The following is a 15,236-nucleotide window of genomic DNA, read 5'->3' as shown; positions in this document are numbered from 1 at the left end:
AGCAACTGGAGATGACGACGGAGAAAGAAAAGATGCTTCGCGGCGAGCTGTATTTTGCTGGAGATGAGGAATTGGTTAGAGATCGTATGAACGCACGACGTCGGACCCGTTTATATAATGAGACGTTAGAGACGGAGTTCGGCGTACGTACCGAGCTGCTGCAGGAGTTGTTCGGCACCGTTGGGAAAGGTGCTTATGTGGAACCCACCTTCCGCTGCGATTACGGTTATAACATTCATGTCGGCGACAATTTCTATGCCAACTTCGATTGCGTGTTTCTCGATGTGTGCGAAATTCGAATCGGGCATAATTGTTTCATTGCGCCTGGGGTTCATGTATACACCGCGACCCATCCGCTTAATGCGAAGGAGCGTACGTCCGGTGCCGAGTTCGGCAAGCCTGTGATTATTGGCGACAATGTATGGATCGGCGGCCGCGCCGTCATCAATCCAGGCGTGAAGATTGGTCATAACGTCGTTGTTGCATCGGGTGCGGTCGTTACGAAGGATGTACCTGACAATGTCGTTGTGGGAGGAAATCCTGCAAGGGTAATCAAAGAGATTCCATTGTAGGGGCCTGCACGACTGGCACATGGAACATGACTTGCCGGCATATGTTCAGACATGAACATTGTACCGGGGGTATGAAGGATGACCATTAAACGCATTGTTGATCACGTGTACATGGTACCGGTCGGCAAAGTGAATGTATATCTTATAGAAACAGAGCAGGGGCTTGTGCTGATCGATACGGGTTATGAGGGAAGCGCACCTGCTATTCTTCAGGCCATTCGGTCGATCGGCCGCGAGCCATCCGATTTGAAGACGATCCTGTTGACGCATGCGCATCCGGATCATGCCGGCAGTGTCGGCGCGTTAAAGCGCGAAGTGCCTAAAGTGCGAATCTATGCCAGTGAACAGGACCTTGCCATTGTTACCGAAGGGGAAAAGCAGAGGTCGATTAAGCCAGCGCCAGGGTTGATGAATCATATTTTGTTCCGCATTCTCATTCGGGGTGAGGGTTGCGTCGAGCCAGCGCCAGTTGATGGCTTGCTGCGTCATAATGAGAGGATGGAACACGCAGGCGGATTGCAGGCTATCTTTACGCCTGGCCACAGCTACGGTCACTTCGTGTTTCTGCTTCCTACTCATGGCGGAGTATTGTTCGCGGGGGATGCGGCAGCGAATGTGTCCGGATTGAATGTAAGCATAGGATACGAGCACCTGCAGCAAGGGCTGCAAACCCTAATTATGCTCGGTCAGCTTGAATTTGAAATCGCCTGCTTCGGACACGGGAAGCCGATCATGAAGCAGGCGTCATCCTGTTTTCGTTCCAAATGGCCGGGTAGCGACTGACAGCGGCTATATTGGAGTCCTTCGTGTGCTTCTTTTGCGTAACCAGAATAAATGTCTGACGTATTAAATAGGCATACTGGTAGACGACATTAGAAGCCGAGGTATAACTATTGATGAATGTGCAATCTATGATCCACGCCGATTCTAGTTATCGGGTGGCTGAGCAGCAAGCGGCAACCTACTTTGCATTGCTGCATGAGCAATTGAGAGAGAAGTCGTATATAGCCGCTTTGACGGAAGATATACAAGTATGGAGAAGAGACCATATCCGCAGCCGATCATGGTTATCCTTACTAAGGCGAAGCAGTGCCAAATCAGAATCGAATGCTTCTGATTATCATCGATATATTCAGTGGCTGAACCATACCGGTAAACTTGAGGGCTATCTGGATCGAAGCGTCTCTTATATATACATGAGGGATCTTGGCATGGCATTGGATCAACCTAAAGTGAAGGCGCGAATTCAACGCGTAGTCGCCGACGTCAAGAATCGTCTGACGCAAGGAGATACGCCAACGTTTGTTAGTATGGTGGAGCTGTATCGCTGGGCGCGCAAGGAGGGCGTTGAGACTACGGTCATCTGGGCGCTCCGCAAGCTGCAGAATGTATCCGCCCACATTCCGGAAGGAATGAATGCCGAGCACGCGCAGCGCAAGCTCATTAAGATCATAGTTGGTGTAGTCATGCATGCGACGGAAGCGTTAATCGAGGAACAATCACTTGCGGAACGCAGTCGCGTATTAGATGAAGCCATAAGGCTGGGTTATTCCTATGGACTAACTTATCCGTTCGTAGACGATTTACTGGACGCACAGGTGTTATCCGCGGAGGAGAAAGCAAAGTATTCTCGGATGATTCGGGAGGCGCTAGTAACTGGATCTGTGCCAGAGCTCGGACAGTGGGTCGATGCGAATGCGAGTTTGGTTCGATTCGTACATGCAGAATTACATGAAGCATTCGAATATATCAAGCAGCATCAGCGGGTAGATCAGAAGCAGCTGTTTTTCGAACAGGCATACGTATTTTTTCACTCGCAGGAGTTGGATCGAGCTAAGTCATTGACCCAAGCTACGTATACGAACGAAGAACTTTATATTCCAATCATATTGAAATCAGCTTCTTCGCGTCTGATCGCACGTTCTGTCTTGGGCGAAGCTTCAGATAAGGGCTTTGAATATCGAACCTTTCATTACGGTATCTATAATCAGCTTGCTGACGATTTTGCAGACTTGTTGGATGATCGGCGGGACGGTGCGGTGACGCCTTTTACTTATTATTTGGCCTATCGCGAGCAGCGCCCGGATCTGATTAACCCATTCGAATTGTATTGGACGGTTATTTCTCACCTCATTCATGAGGTGTATCATCATGATCCGAAAGCGCGAGAGGTGATTCTGAATCGTGCAATCAATGGGCTGAAGCGCTGTGCCAAGCGTCTAGGTGCAGAGGAATATGCTAAGATTATGGCGGTTTTTGCTCCTGACGCGCCAGCATTTAATCGGTTGATTCAGCAGATGGTACAACAAGCGGATGATGTAGATTTTCTCGACAAAATGATTCGGGACCAGCTGATTACCTACCTAAGAGAAGAAAAGCAGCAGAAGGATCAATTCGCCGAAACCATCAAGTTGGCGAGAGAGCAAATCAACAGCACGCTCCTAATTGCCAAGCCCGAAGGCATGCTGCCGATGAAAGAGATACTCATAGACGCGGCCAATTACAGCTTATCAGGAGACGGCAAGCGGCTGCGGCCTGTATTGACATGGGTCATAGGCGTTCATGAATATGGACTGCAAGCATTAGCGATCGTACCTTTATTGCGCTCCCTGGAATATATGCACACGGCTTCGTTGATCTTCGACGATTTGCCATCTCAGGATAATGCCGATATTCGCAGAGGGCGTGCGACGCTTCATCACGTACATAACAGTGCAACAGCAGAACTAACGGGCTTGCTGCTCATTCAGCGAGCGACGCAGGAACAAGCTTCGCTGCAAGGATTCGATCCGAACCGTGTGCTTGCCCTCATTCGTTACTCTGCACAGAAGGCGGAGGATCTGTGTGCGGGACAGGCGATGGATCTAAGCTCCAAGAGAAGGACATTGACGCAGGAAGAGCTCAACACACTATGCTACTACAAAACCGGCATTGCGTTCGAAGCCGCTCTAGTCATGCCGGCTATTCTAGCCCAGGTGAGTGAACAGGAGATCGCAGTGCTGAAGACATATGCTTACCATGCAGGCGTCGCGTTTCAGATCAAGGATGATTTGTTGGATGCGGAAGGCGATGCTCTCTTACTTGGGAAACCTGTCGGCCAGGATGTCGAGAATGAAAGGTCGACTTTCGTTACCATTCTAGGGCTGGACGGAGCAAACCGAGCGATGTTGGAGCATTATTGTCTTGCGATGGATGCGCTTCGCAGCCTATCTCGGCGTATCGATTTTCTGGAGCATTTGTTGAATTACATGATTCATCGGAACCGTTGAGTCATTGTCCCGTCACCGTTGAATGGTTGCTGCAATAAGCCATTGCTCCTAATTACTGATAACGAATAAAAAGCTGTCCAACGCCTAATGGCGGATGGACAGCTTTTCCATGTTTAGATACGATTGTTGAATAGACTATTGACGAAGCGTCTTCAGGGCGCCGCTCCAAGCAAGGACTTGGTCGAGCATGCCGTTAACATTCGTCAGGTGAAGATCGTTAGGCTTGAATACCGAGCCGTTCTCGAAGTCCGTGAACAGGGAGAGAGCAGGGTGTACGCGAACGTCTGCTACAGACAGCTCGCCGAGAATGCCTCTGAGGTGCTCAGCTGCACGAGCGCCGCCAACGGAGCCGTAGCTCACGATACCAGCAGCTTTGTTGTTCCATGCTTCACGAGCATAGTCGAGTGCGTTCTTCAGAGCGCCCGTAATGCTGTGGTTGTATTCTTGAACGATGAATACGAAACCGTCGAGTGTAGCAAGCTTCGTGTTCCAAGCTGTAGCTTGAGCTGTTGCATCTTCTTCACCAAGAAGTGGAAGTTTGAAATCAGCGATATCTACGATTTCATAGTTTGCGTCGCCGCGTTTGTCAGCTACGCTCTTAACCCACTCACCAACTTGTGGACTTACACGACCTTGGCGCGTGCTGCCAAGAATAATACCGATATTCAATTTCGACATTGAACTTCCTCCTCAGGGTGTAATTAGTGTTCCTTGTGTTAAGGTAACATCACCGTTGAACAGTTTTTCCCAAGTTAACGGCGTTATACTAAACACTTGGTAAAAAAATGATAGCCCATTTTAATTCCTTTTGTCAAGATACTTACAAAAAGTTCGTATTTGATTCGATAATCGTAACTTAAGCGCAATTCAAATAAACAAATCCGCTTGAAAAGTAATCATTGCGGGTTCTTTTGCTTGCTTTCTTTCAATAGTTATGAAAAGGAAATAACACATGTCTTGTGGAAATTAGTGTAATCCTGATCATTGCGAGGTAGAAGATGAACACAATTACGGAAGCTTATGTGGATAGTCTGGCTCCTAATGCAGGGGCCATCAAGAACGGCAGGGATCTTGTGCGTAAGAACAGTTTTCCTGTCCGATGTATAACCGTAGATCACACACTCCTGTTCGGTGAGTGCAAGGGCAGCGGGAAGGAACCTTATCGCTGTTCAATCGACTTCATCCAAGAGGGCAGTCCTGTATTTCGATGTACATGTCCAAGTCGACAGTTTCCTTGCAAGCACACCCTTGGCTTGCTTTACGCTTACGCTTCCTCCAGCTCTTCATTCGAGACCTCTGATATTCCTGCGGAAATTGCAGACAAGCGTGACAAAGCAGAGAAGCGGGAAGAGAAGAAACAGGCTGTCGAGAAGGAAGGGGCGGCGAAAGCGCCGCGTAAAGTCAATAAGTCCGCACTCGTGAAGAAAATAACGGCTCAGCTTGAAGGGATAGCCATTCTGGAAAAGCTCGTCCTGCAGGTCGTACATAATGGTCTAGGGAGTATCGATAAGAAGATGGTTCAACTGATCGAGGAACAGGCGAAACAGTTGGGCAACTATTATATCCCAGGCGCACAGGCGGCGCTTCGCGAGCTGCTGCTGCTTCTTCGTGAAGATGGGGATCGCGAAGCGAATTATGGGTATGCGATTGAGCAGCTCATCTATTTGCAAGCGCTTGTGAAGAAGAGCCGAACGTATCTGGAGCAGCGCGCCGAGCAGCCGGATCTGCCCATGGAGACCGATTCGACATTGGAGGAGCTGCTTGGTCATGCTTGGCAGCTTGCGGAACTGCGAGAGCTTGGCCGTACGAAACCTAACACTGAGCTGCTGCAGTTGGCATTCCTTTCCTATGCGGATCATGCAAGCAATGAGTTCGTCGATCATGGCTGGTGGATCGATCTGGAGGACGGCACGATTCGTGTAACCAGGCATATGCGTCCCTTCCGTGCCGCGAAGCAGATGAAGGAAGAAGATTCATTGTTCTCTATTGTACAGACCGATGAGCTGCTTATATATCCAGGTGAACTGAATGCACGCGTCCGTTGGGAGCATGCCCGTTTCCGTGAGATTGGCGAGGCCGACTACCATAGAGTAAAGCAACTCGCGATAGCCTCTTACCCGGATGTAATTAAGAAAGTGAAGAATCAGATCAAGAATCCGTTATCGGACAAAATGCCTGCGGCACTCGTTGCTTTCCAATCCATCGAACGAGTGAACGATGATACGTATATTTTGCGCGATGCACAGAACAAGCAAATCCCGCTCGCAACGAATTTGTTGGAAGCCCCTCATCAGCCTCACGTCATTCTCGGGCTGCTGCAGCCTGAGGAGCTTCGCAATCAAGCAGCGCTCATCGTGTTCCGGCATGAGCTGGAGAGCGGCCGACTCGTTGCGCAGATCATGAGCATAGTGACAGACCGCCGGCTTATCCGGCTGCTGTATTAGAGGAGAGAGACCATGAGTGTAGAGCTATTGCAGGATTTGCAGCAGGAAGTCCGGCGACTGTTCATCGCGGGCAGCGCGCTTGCGCAGGGGGATTTGCGTATTGCGAAGCTGCAGCCGCAGTTGAAGCAGCTGGGGGAATCCGCACCGGTATTCAATCGGATAGCGGAAGCTTCAGACGCCGTTCTTAGCGCTTCGCGAGAGGATAGCGCCGTGAAGCTGCTGGAGCTGGCAACGCTGCTGAGCGCAGTGCTTCATACGCAAGGGAAGACCGAAACCGTGGGCGAATTGCAGTCTATACAGAGCGAAAGCATTGACCTGCCGACCGATATGCCCTATCGCCGTTTGAAGCCGCTGCTGGACATATTGTCCACCAAAGGCCAAGGCAGGTTGGAGCAGCTGCGGCAAGCGGTACAAGACGGCGTTCATCTGGATCTGCGGGCGCTTCCGATGATGTGCAGCGCGCTGGATGAGACGTTTCCCGAGATTGCAGAACTCGTTGCCGAGACGATTCGTACGGGCTATGGCGATTCAGCGCTTCCTCTCCTTCGTCGGCAGATTAACTTGCAAGGAGGCAAAGGGGATGCACGCCGTTTGCTGCTCATTGAGCGGCTTGCGGGTTCTGAAGCTGAATCGCTTGTTCTCGACGCTGCAGAGAATGGTTCTGTTGATCTGAAGATCGCAGCGATCAGCACACTAGGCGAGTATGCGCAGCATGAATCGCTGCTGCTTGAGATGAGCCGCGAGAAGCGTAAAGAGGTACGGCAAGCCGCGTTTGATTCGCTTGCTTCTCTCGGTACTGATGCTGCATTGAATCGCTTGTTTGAGGCTTTGACATCTTCGAAAGATAGAGAGTTGGCAATAGAGCCTATTCGCATAGCCAATTCGACAGCACTTATTCAACGGATTATTCAACTAGCGGAACAATCCTTAGAGACGTATATGCGTTCTGAGGGCAAGGAGCGCGGAGCGGCAATTGAACAATTAAACGCAGAGCTGCTCTGCTTGCATGGCAGCGGGACGGTCGTATCGAATCGTAATTCATATTGGCATCGCCGGATTAATAGCTCCCGAGCTAGCGAAGCATTGTCGGACGCCGTCTACGCTGTGGTTCACAAGCTGCTGACTACACGGGATTTCATCGCCCCAGAGACTGAGATGGTGGTGGAGAACGCTGCGGAACTGCTTCTAACGATGAATACGGAGCAAGGAAACCGTCTGCTATTGGAACTTCCGCAAGAGAAATCGATCGTTTTCATTGGATTCCGTTTCCGAGCGGCATACAGGCTGATGTCACCTGCCGAACTGTTCCGGGCATTTGCTCCCATGCTTGAAACACCATCTTCGAACGCTGCGAGAGAACTGCTGCATGTAATCGAACAGTTGGTTAGCGAGCAGACAGATTCATCCGACATGGATGCAAGTACGACAGCGCTTGCTGAATGCTGGGATTCGCGCTGGATTCATGCATTCGTGAAGGCGGATGCCGCGCTTCTTGTTACCCAATTCGCTCACAAGCCAGATCGAGTAGTCACGGAATATTTGACTTCGAGTCTAGGGAAGAACGCAAGCCTTAATCGTCATATCGATCAACGTATTCTGTTCGCCCTTTATCGTATCGGTTACAAGGATACGCCAGAGCTTGTGTTTGGTCTGCTAGAGCGGCGTTACTATTATTACAATGACGACAATATTCAGCAGCTGATTGCCCTTATGCCAAGAAGTTATATCCCTCGATTGCGTGAGCTGGCCTTGAAACCAAATGTCGCAAGACCTGAAGAACTAATCGCAATCGCAGACGCAATGGAAGCCGCACCGGCTGAGATCATAGAGGAGAGTGGACCTTCATTATGGAGATGGATCAGAAACAAGCTGTCTTAAGATTGCCGGCGGAGAAGCTGTATGCAAATGAGCTTGAAGCACTTCGAGCGGCTGATCAAGATGCCAAGCCGGCGGGATGGCAGCTGTCGCCACGGTCGGTACTGACGTTCTTGACTGGCGGACAAGTGGGCGGAACGACGATTTCACCGAAATATATCGGCAATAAACGTCTCGTTGAGATGGCTATTGCGACCCTGCTGACGGACCGTGCACTTCTATTGATTGGAGAACCAGGTACGGCGAAGTCGTGGCTTTCGGAAAATTTGACGGCCGCCATACACGGCGACTCGTCCAAAGTGGTGCAGGGAACGGCAGGCACGAGCGAGGAGCATGTGCGATATTCTTGGAACTATGCGCTCCTGCTGGCGCAGGGCCCGTCCGATCAAGCGCTAATTCGCAGTCCGATTCTTCGCGCTATGGAAAGCGGCGGCATCGCTCGATTCGAGGAAATCTCGCGCTGCGCGTCGGAGGTACAGGATGCGCTAATCTCCATCCTGTCCGAGAAGACGATCGCGATTCCAGAGCTTGGCCGCGAAGTGGCAGCGCAGCGCGGCTTCTCGATCATCGCGACCGCCAACACGCGGGACCGCGGCGTCAATGAAATGTCCGCCGCATTGAAACGGCGTTTCAACATTATCGTGCTGCCGGCGCCATCGAGTCTTGAGACCGAGATCGACATTGTACGGCGCCGCGTTGGCGAGATTGCTGCCAGTTATGAGCTTAACGCCGCTCAGCCGGATGAGGAAGCGATTCGCAAGGTAGTGACGATCTTCCGCGAGCTGCGCAGCGGAGTGACGCTGGATGGCAAGGAGAAAGTGAAACCGCCAAGCGGAGTCATCTCGACAGCGGAAGCGATCTCGCTGCTGACTGGCAGCATGGCATTAGCGGGCAGCTTCGGCAATGGAGAGCTGACGGATGAGGATATTGCAGCCGGCCTTCAAGGCGCTATCGTGAAGGATGATGCGAAGGATCAGCTGGTCTGGAAAGAATATCTCGACAATGTAATGAAAAAACGGGGTGCAACATGGCGAAGCCTGTACAGCGCATGCTCGGAGATGAATGGGTGAGCGGCGCCGCTCGCGGGCCGCATTATTGGGGCATCCGGCATCTATCGCCAGCCGGCGCTTATCACTTGCTCAGTCTGCTGAACGAGGTGAAGCCGACGGCTGTTCTTATCGAGGGGCCGAGCGACGCGGGTCACTTGGCATCTCAACTGGTGGCGCGTGGAGTTGTGCCACCGGTTGCTATGTTGGCGTATACGGAGCAGCTTCCAGTGCGAACGCTGTTGTATCCTTTTGCCGACTATTCGCCTGAATATCAGGCTTTATTATGGGCGAAGCAGAATGGAAGCCACGCGGCTTTCATTGACTTGCCAACGGACGTATCACTCGCGCTGAATGAGCTTCGGCGGATGCCGATCACATCTGTAGGCGAATCGGAGGAGGACGCGGACGCAGTTCCCGCCGAAACCGTAGGCTTCGGGGCCATCCAGCAGCAGCTGTATGCACGCATAGCGGAGCTGTCTGGCGAACCGGATTATGAAGCGTATTGGGAACGCTGCTACGAGCATCTGCTTCAACCGGCGGCTTATCAGCAAGCGATTGTTCATTTCTCGACGGAGCTTCGGGATCTGACAGAAGAAGCGGAGCTGCGCATGGCGCCGCAGGAAGTCGCCTATAACGAGATTCGTGAAGCGTATATGCGTCGGCGAATTCACGATACGATAGAGAGCGGTCATCAAGCGGATCAAATCGTTGTCATTAGCGGTGCTCATCATACACCAGCCTTGAACCTCCAACTGCCGCTGATGACGGATGCCGAGATGAAGAGACTGCCGCGTGTTCCAACGCGAATGACGCTTATGCCTTATTCGTATTATAAGCTGTCTTCTCATTCAGGTTATGGCGCGGGGAATATTGCGCCAGCTTACTATGAGCTTCTATGGCAGAGCATGAAGCGGGACGAACTGAACAAACTACCTGCGCTGTACTTGTCTGCAGTCGCGCAGCAGCTGCGCGAGCAGGGAACTTGGCGGTCAACCGCCTCCGTTATTGAAGGCGTGCGGCTGGCAGACGCACTCGCTTCGATGCATGGCGGCACAATGCCGACATGGCGGGATCTTCGGGACGCTGCAACCGTTCTGTTCGGACATGGCGACTTCGGCGTTGTTGCCGAAGCGCTTGCGCGAATCGATATTGGCACGGCAATCGGCAGTCTGCCGGAAGGCGTCAGTCAGACGCCTGTACAGGATGATCTCAACCGACAGCTGAAGCGGCTCAAGCTGGAGAAGTACAAGTCGCTTGTGTCCGCGGATCTGGAACTTGATCTGCGCGAGAACCGGCGCGTGAAATCTGAGGATGCGGCTTATCTGGATTTGAACCGCTCCGTCTTTCTTCATCGGCTGCTTACGCTGGGCATTCGCTTCGCGCGCAAGAGTCCTGTCAGGCAGAACGATGCGACGTGGGCGGAACATTGGGTGCTGCAGTGGTCGCCGGAGGCGGAGATCGAGACGGTCGAGTCGACCTTGAAGGGCGAGACGATCGAGCTTGCTGCAGCTTATGTTATCCATGAAGAGCTGCTTGCCTGTGCCGATATCGCATCGGCTGCCAAGCTTATCCGTAAGTCATGTGATTGCGGATTGCCGCAAGTGATGGGTCAGGCGACGCACGCGCTGCAGCAGCTTGCTGTGGATGCGGGCAATTTTGAGCAGATAGCTATGACGGTTCATGAGTTGTCCGTTCTATTGCAATACGGCTCTATCCGCCGCATTGATACGGAGTCGCTCGTTCCGCTGCTTCAACAGTTATTCCTGCGCGGTACACTGCTTCTTCTGGAAGCGTCCGGATGTAATGACGACGCAGCAGCAGGAATGGTAAGTGCCATTCATGCGATGAGCACGGCTGCACAGGAACACTATCAAGAAGTGGATGAGCAGCTCTGGAATGCGAAGCTGAAGGAGCTTGCCGAGCGGGACGACCGTAATGCGAAGCTGTCGGGCTATGCGTTCTCGATTCTGCTGGAGCGGCATGAGGCCGGCGAAGAGGAGTGTGCGCAGGAGGTATCGCGGCGGCTGTCGCCGGGCATCCCGGCTGACATCGGTGCGGGCTGGTTCGAAGGATTGGCGCTGCGCAATCGTTATGGGCTGCTGTCACGTCCTTATCTATGGCGGGAGCTGGATGCTTACATTGGCTCACTCGATGAGGAGCCATTCAAACGGTCGCTCGTGTTCTTGCGACGAGCGTTTGGTTCGTTCGAGCCGCGGGAGAAGGCAGCAATCGCCGAACTGCTCGGCGACCTGTGGGGAGCTGGAGCCGATAAAGTCGGCGAAGCGCTTCAGCGTCCGTTGAATGAGGAAGAGAAAGTGCAGCTCAAAGAGCTTAACGATTTTGACTTTGGAGACCTATAGCCTATGACGATACCTGATCAGCAACAAATGAAACGATGGCGGCTAGTTCTAGGCGCGGCTGCGGAAGATCAATTGAATGCCTCACGAGGGAATGCCGATGCGGGGACAGAATTGCTTGATGCAGAGTCGCGATTGATGGATGAAGCGCTCGCTGCGATCTACGATGGAGCCTCGGGGGGAACAGGAGGTTCGGGAGGGAAAGCTGGCACACAAGGAAGCGGTGGTCAACCGCGAACAGCGGGTCTTGGCTCATCATCTCCTAAGCTGGCTAAGTGGCTGGGCGATGTTCGTACGTTCTTCCCAGCTGATATCGTCTCTGTTATTCAATCCGATGCTGTGCAGCGCAAAGGGTTGACGCAGCTGTTGTTCGAGCCGGAGCTGTTATCGCAAGTGAAGCCGGATATTGGCATGGTGGCCACTTTAATGTCGCTGCGCGGCCATATTCCAGAGCGGACGAAGGAGACGGCGCGTAAGCTGGTTCAAGAGGTCGTCGATGAGATCGTGAAACGGCTGGCACAAGATCTGTCTCGCGCCGTTACGGGGGCATTGAATCGTAGGCAGCATACGCCTCTGCCATCGATGACAGGCCTTGATTGGCTGACGACGATAAGGCGGAATTTGAAACATTACGATGTGGAGCGGCAACTGCTTATTCCAGAGAAGGTGTATTTCTTCGACCGCGCTCGGAAGAGCAAGGAATGGACCGTCATTCTCGATATCGACCAGAGCGGTTCAATGGCGAATTCGGTCATTTACGCTTCGATAGTCGGTTCAATATTTGCCAGCATGCCTTCGCTTGATACGCGAGTGGTTGCTTTTGATACAGCTGTCGTTGATCTAACGGAGCAATGCGCTAACGATCCGGTCGACATGCTGTTCGGCATTCAGCTAGGCGGAGGAACGGACATCAATCTGTCGATCCAATATTGTGAGCCATTCATTACGGAGCCGAAGAAAACGATGTTCATCCTCGTCTCCGACCTCTATGAGGGTGGCAATCGGACAGAGATGATCCGCAGGCTGAGGGAGATGCATGAAGCAGGTGTCAAAGTCATCTGTCTGCTAGCGCTTGCGGATGATGGCGTTCCTTCCTACGATGAGGATGTAGCACGAAAGCTCGCGCAATTCGGTATCCCATGCTTCGGCTGTTCGCCAGATAAGCTGCCGGAGTTAATCGAAGGGGCGCTGAAAGGGCTTGATTTGCAAGTGCTTGCCGCTCGAACCGGGAAGGGCGGAAAGACGAATCAGTAACATTCAATCAGCGTCTTCCAGGAACGAGCGCCATATCGAATCAAGACTCCTGTGTCCGATGAGGTCACAGGAGTCTTTTTTGTTCAATATGTCCTAAGAAAATAAAGGGTTTGACTGGCACCTGTTGATTAAAGGACAGATGAGTTTCATAAGAAAACGCTCAATCGGCAGAGGGGGATTTCCATTTTGTATTTAAATCCGGATTTACAAGGGCTTCTTTATATTTGTCGATTTTGTACTCGATCATCCTTTGTGTCTCCAGTAATCGGTCGATCTCGTTCTGAATTCTATTCTTGTGTTCGATTAGAACGGAGACTCTCTGAGGGAGTGAGGCTTCACCCATTTCGTAAAGCTTACGGAAACGCTTCATTTCTTCCAGCTTCATTCCGGTTGCTTTGAGTCTCGTTAAAAAGATCATGCCATCCAATTGATGTTTACTGTACGTCCTGTGTCCGCTTGCTTTGCGGTCGGCATACGGAAGTAAGCCGATTTTCTCGTAATAACGGATCGTATCTTCTGACAGACCCGTGATTTCGGCCGCCTGTTTAATTGAGCTTACGGTATCGAGAATGTCGGTCAACTTTGCCGCACCTCCTGACGTTTCACCACGGTATCACTCCGTTCTCATCAAAGAAACCGCCGCTGGGACCATCGCTCGGAAGGGTGGCGAGTTTCACCACAATGGAAGCGCCCTGTTCAACGGTTCGATAGCCCGTATGCCCATTCAAATCCGTGGCTGTGTATCCTGGATCGGCTGAATTTATCTTGATCGGCGTATCTTGTAATTCTTTGGCAAACAAGACTGTCATTGCATTGATAGCCGTTTTCGAACTCATGTAGGCGAGCAAATTTATTCCGTATTTTTCGGCATCCGATCCCGGATTATTATATTCGGTCAAAGAAGCCAAGCCACTTGAAAGGTTTACAATTCTGCCGGCAGGCGAATTTTAATCAGAGGGAGCATTGCTTTAGTGACAGAAAAACTGCCGAAAACATTTGTCTCATAAGTATTCCTTAGAACAGATAATTCCAGTTAACTTGGAGGGAGGCTGCCTACAAAGCACACGCCAGCGTTATTGATCAGAACATCAAGCGCTCCATACTGATCGTCAATTCGTTTTACTGCGGATTGAATTGTATCCAAGTCTGTTATGTCCAAGGTCATTGCCTTTGCATGTATGTTCTGAGCCGTCAGGGCAGCCGTCGCTTCCTGTCCTCTTGCTTCATCTCTTGAACCGAGCAATATGGTGAATCCTAGTTTGCCTAATTGCCTAGCAGTCTCAAGACCGATACCTTTGTTTCCGCCGGTGATCAAAGCTATTTTGGATGTGTTCATGATTACGCCCCCTAAAAGTGATATTTATTTGACTAACGATCACTTTACAGCTTGGAGTACACTCCAAGTCAAGAGCGGCATTTTCAAGATTGGAAGGCCTGTTATGGGACTCATCCTTGATTGTCTCGAGACACAACCCTATACCTTTCTTTGCAAATCTCGGATATTCCGCCAGGAGATTAGATGAATGTTCTCGCTGCGCAGCACTTGTCGAAATTGTTCATCTTGAACGAGCCGGTATTCGTTATCCCGCTCCTTATGACAGTCTGTAAGAGCTAACAAGCAATCCGTGACGAGCGATGGATGAACGGTGAGCTGCGTGATGCCTGGTTTTATCGTTCGTATCATATCAAGGAGCTGTAATTTCATAAGGTTGTAATCAGCCTCGGGTCGGAAGCCATACGGCAGTGAAATCATGTCGTCGATGAGGCATATGCCGCGTTCTTGTGCAGAGGTTATTCTTCTCTCGAACAGACGAATCTGATCGGCATTGAAGAATGGCTGCTTTACGATTCGGCGAGGAAGGTTGAAGGGAAGCCGATGCTTGACGCATAAATCAAACACGATTTCCAGAAAATCGCGCCCTGTATGCAGTCCCAATACGCTGCCTGCATGGCTGTCCAGATGGGTAATATCCATACCATGCGCTTGGGCCCGAAGGATCTGCGCCTCTAGCTCGAGTAGGACCTCATCCAGGTCAGCGAGGCGTTCAAGCTGCGCGCAGTCCGCATGGAACATTCCATCAGATCGCGTAACGCTGCTTAGCGGCCGCTCACGATAGACCGGTGCGTAGGACTGCGCAGCATCACTCGTCAAAGTGAGGTGAATGCCAACCGCTCGATGTTCGCCTTCTGCGATTCTATTCATGGCGTCCAGTGCTTTAGGGCTAGGCATCATGATAGACGTTGATGTAACAGCTTCCGATTCCAGTAAATGAATGATTGCCTCATTCGTTCCATGTGTAAGACCGAAGTCATCCGCGTTTATGATCAGTAAGCGGTCATTGGCGTTGTACCCAATCTGTTGAAGCAACGTTTTATCCCCCTAATTTCTCTCGACTGGCATTCAGTCAGTTGTATG

The 15,236-nt window shown here is 51.4% G+C and carries 13 protein-coding genes; 8 read left to right on the top strand and 5 right to left on the bottom strand.

Annotated features, from left to right (window positions below):
- Nucleotides 1-11 precede the first annotated feature (11 nt).
- From H8B09_RS11670 to H8B09_RS11660, 3 genes are all read left to right on the top strand, one after another.
- Complete coding sequence (locus H8B09_RS11670) at nt 12-572, top strand: maltose acetyltransferase domain-containing protein (RefSeq protein ID WP_191203650.1); 561 nt, start codon at nt 12-14, stop codon at nt 570-572.
- A gap of 78 nt (nt 573-650) precedes the next feature.
- A complete protein-coding gene (locus tag H8B09_RS11665; RefSeq protein WP_191203649.1) occupies nt 651-1,355 on the top strand; it encodes an MBL fold metallo-hydrolase in 705 nt (234 codons plus the stop codon).
- 113 nt (nt 1,356-1,468) lie between these two features.
- Complete coding sequence (locus H8B09_RS11660) at nt 1,469-3,841, top strand: polyprenyl synthetase family protein (RefSeq protein WP_191203648.1); 2,373 nt, start codon at nt 1,469-1,471, stop codon at nt 3,839-3,841.
- 135 nt (nt 3,842-3,976) lie between these two features.
- Here H8B09_RS11660 and H8B09_RS11655 read toward each other — a convergent pair whose 3' ends face one another.
- The gene (locus H8B09_RS11655) at nt 3,977-4,519 is read right to left on the bottom strand and encodes an NADPH-dependent FMN reductase (protein WP_191203647.1); all 543 of its coding nucleotides are present in this window, start codon (nt 4,517-4,519) and stop codon (nt 3,977-3,979) included.
- A 320-nt stretch (nt 4,520-4,839) separates the two neighbouring features.
- Here H8B09_RS11655 and H8B09_RS11650 point away from each other — a divergent pair, with 320 nt between their 5' ends.
- From H8B09_RS11650 to H8B09_RS11630, 5 genes are read left to right on the top strand one after another with little or no spacing between them, the layout of a single operon-like run.
- Nucleotides 4,840-6,285: an SWIM zinc finger family protein gene (locus tag H8B09_RS11650; protein ID WP_191203646.1), complete on the top strand. Its 1,446-nt coding sequence runs from the start codon at nt 4,840-4,842 to the stop codon at nt 6,283-6,285.
- Nucleotides 6,286-6,297: 12 nt separating this feature from the next.
- A complete protein-coding gene (locus tag H8B09_RS11645; protein ID WP_191203645.1) occupies nt 6,298-8,163 on the top strand; it encodes a HEAT repeat domain-containing protein in 1,866 nt (621 codons plus the stop codon).
- On the top strand, nt 8,139-9,230 hold the full coding sequence (locus H8B09_RS11640; protein WP_191203816.1) for an AAA family ATPase: 1,092 nt from the start codon (nt 8,139-8,141) through the stop codon (nt 9,228-9,230). Before H8B09_RS11645 ends, H8B09_RS11640 begins: the two co-directional genes overlap by 25 nt.
- The gene (locus tag H8B09_RS11635) at nt 9,188-11,569 is read left to right on the top strand and encodes a DUF5682 family protein (RefSeq protein ID WP_224753476.1); all 2,382 of its coding nucleotides are present in this window, start codon (nt 9,188-9,190) and stop codon (nt 11,567-11,569) included. The genes H8B09_RS11640 and H8B09_RS11635 overlap by 43 nt, the downstream gene beginning before the upstream one ends.
- Before the next feature lie 3 nt (nt 11,570-11,572).
- Nucleotides 11,573-12,820: a VWA domain-containing protein gene (locus tag H8B09_RS11630; RefSeq protein WP_191203644.1), complete on the top strand. Its 1,248-nt coding sequence runs from the start codon at nt 11,573-11,575 to the stop codon at nt 12,818-12,820.
- Nucleotides 12,821-12,980: 160 nt separating this feature from the next.
- On the opposite strand, the gene H8B09_RS11625 is transcribed toward H8B09_RS11630, so the two are convergent.
- The 4 genes from H8B09_RS11625 to H8B09_RS11615 all read right to left on the bottom strand — a co-directional run bounded on the left by H8B09_RS11625 (nt 12,981) and on the right by H8B09_RS11615 (nt 15,188).
- The gene (locus tag H8B09_RS11625) at nt 12,981-13,400 is read right to left on the bottom strand and encodes a MerR family transcriptional regulator (protein WP_191203643.1); all 420 of its coding nucleotides are present in this window, start codon (nt 13,398-13,400) and stop codon (nt 12,981-12,983) included.
- A gap of 22 nt (nt 13,401-13,422) precedes the next feature.
- Entirely contained in the window at nt 13,423-13,719 is a 297-nt protein-coding gene (locus tag H8B09_RS31005; protein WP_318152591.1) for an SDR family NAD(P)-dependent oxidoreductase, read from the bottom strand.
- 134 nt (nt 13,720-13,853) lie between these two features.
- Nucleotides 13,854-14,156: an SDR family NAD(P)-dependent oxidoreductase gene (locus tag H8B09_RS31000; RefSeq protein WP_318152590.1), complete on the bottom strand. Its 303-nt coding sequence runs from the start codon at nt 14,154-14,156 to the stop codon at nt 13,854-13,856.
- A gap of 138 nt (nt 14,157-14,294) precedes the next feature.
- The gene (locus H8B09_RS11615; protein ID WP_191203642.1) at nt 14,295-15,188 is read right to left on the bottom strand and encodes a polysaccharide deacetylase family protein; all 894 of its coding nucleotides are present in this window, start codon (nt 15,186-15,188) and stop codon (nt 14,295-14,297) included.
- Between the last annotated feature and the right edge of the window lie 48 nt (nt 15,189-15,236).

The organism is Paenibacillus terricola, from assembly GCF_014779765.1.
Classification (GTDB): domain Bacteria; phylum Bacillota; class Bacilli; order Paenibacillales; family Paenibacillaceae; genus Paenibacillus_T; species Paenibacillus_T terricola.
The sequence above is the reverse complement of the archived record's forward strand: the minus strand, read 5'-3'. Positions and strand labels throughout refer to the sequence as shown.

Bases quoted from the DNA above. Each gene is read 5' to 3' on its own strand.
- H8B09_RS11670 (WP_191203650.1), top strand. From the start codon at position 12: ATGACGACGGAGAAAGAAAAGATGCTTCGCGGCGAGCTGTATTTTGCT.
- H8B09_RS11665 (WP_191203649.1), top strand. From the start codon at position 651: ATGACCATTAAACGCATTGTTGATCACGTGTACATGGTACCGGTCGGC.
- H8B09_RS11660 (WP_191203648.1), top strand. From the start codon at position 1,469: ATGAATGTGCAATCTATGATCCACGCCGATTCTAGTTATCGGGTGGCT.
- H8B09_RS11655 (WP_191203647.1), bottom strand. From the start codon at position 4,519: ATGTCGAAATTGAATATCGGTATTATTCTTGGCAGCACGCGCCAAGGT.
- H8B09_RS11650 (WP_191203646.1), top strand. From the start codon at position 4,840: ATGAACACAATTACGGAAGCTTATGTGGATAGTCTGGCTCCTAATGCA.
- H8B09_RS11645 (WP_191203645.1), top strand. From the start codon at position 6,298: ATGAGTGTAGAGCTATTGCAGGATTTGCAGCAGGAAGTCCGGCGACTG.
- H8B09_RS11640 (WP_191203816.1), top strand. From the start codon at position 8,139: ATGGATCAGAAACAAGCTGTCTTAAGATTGCCGGCGGAGAAGCTGTAT.
- H8B09_RS11635 (WP_224753476.1), top strand. From the start codon at position 9,188: ATGGCGAAGCCTGTACAGCGCATGCTCGGAGATGAATGGGTGAGCGGC.
- H8B09_RS11630 (WP_191203644.1), top strand. From the start codon at position 11,573: ATGACGATACCTGATCAGCAACAAATGAAACGATGGCGGCTAGTTCTA.
- H8B09_RS31000 (WP_318152590.1), bottom strand. From the start codon at position 14,156: ATGAACACATCCAAAATAGCTTTGATCACCGGCGGAAACAAAGGTATC.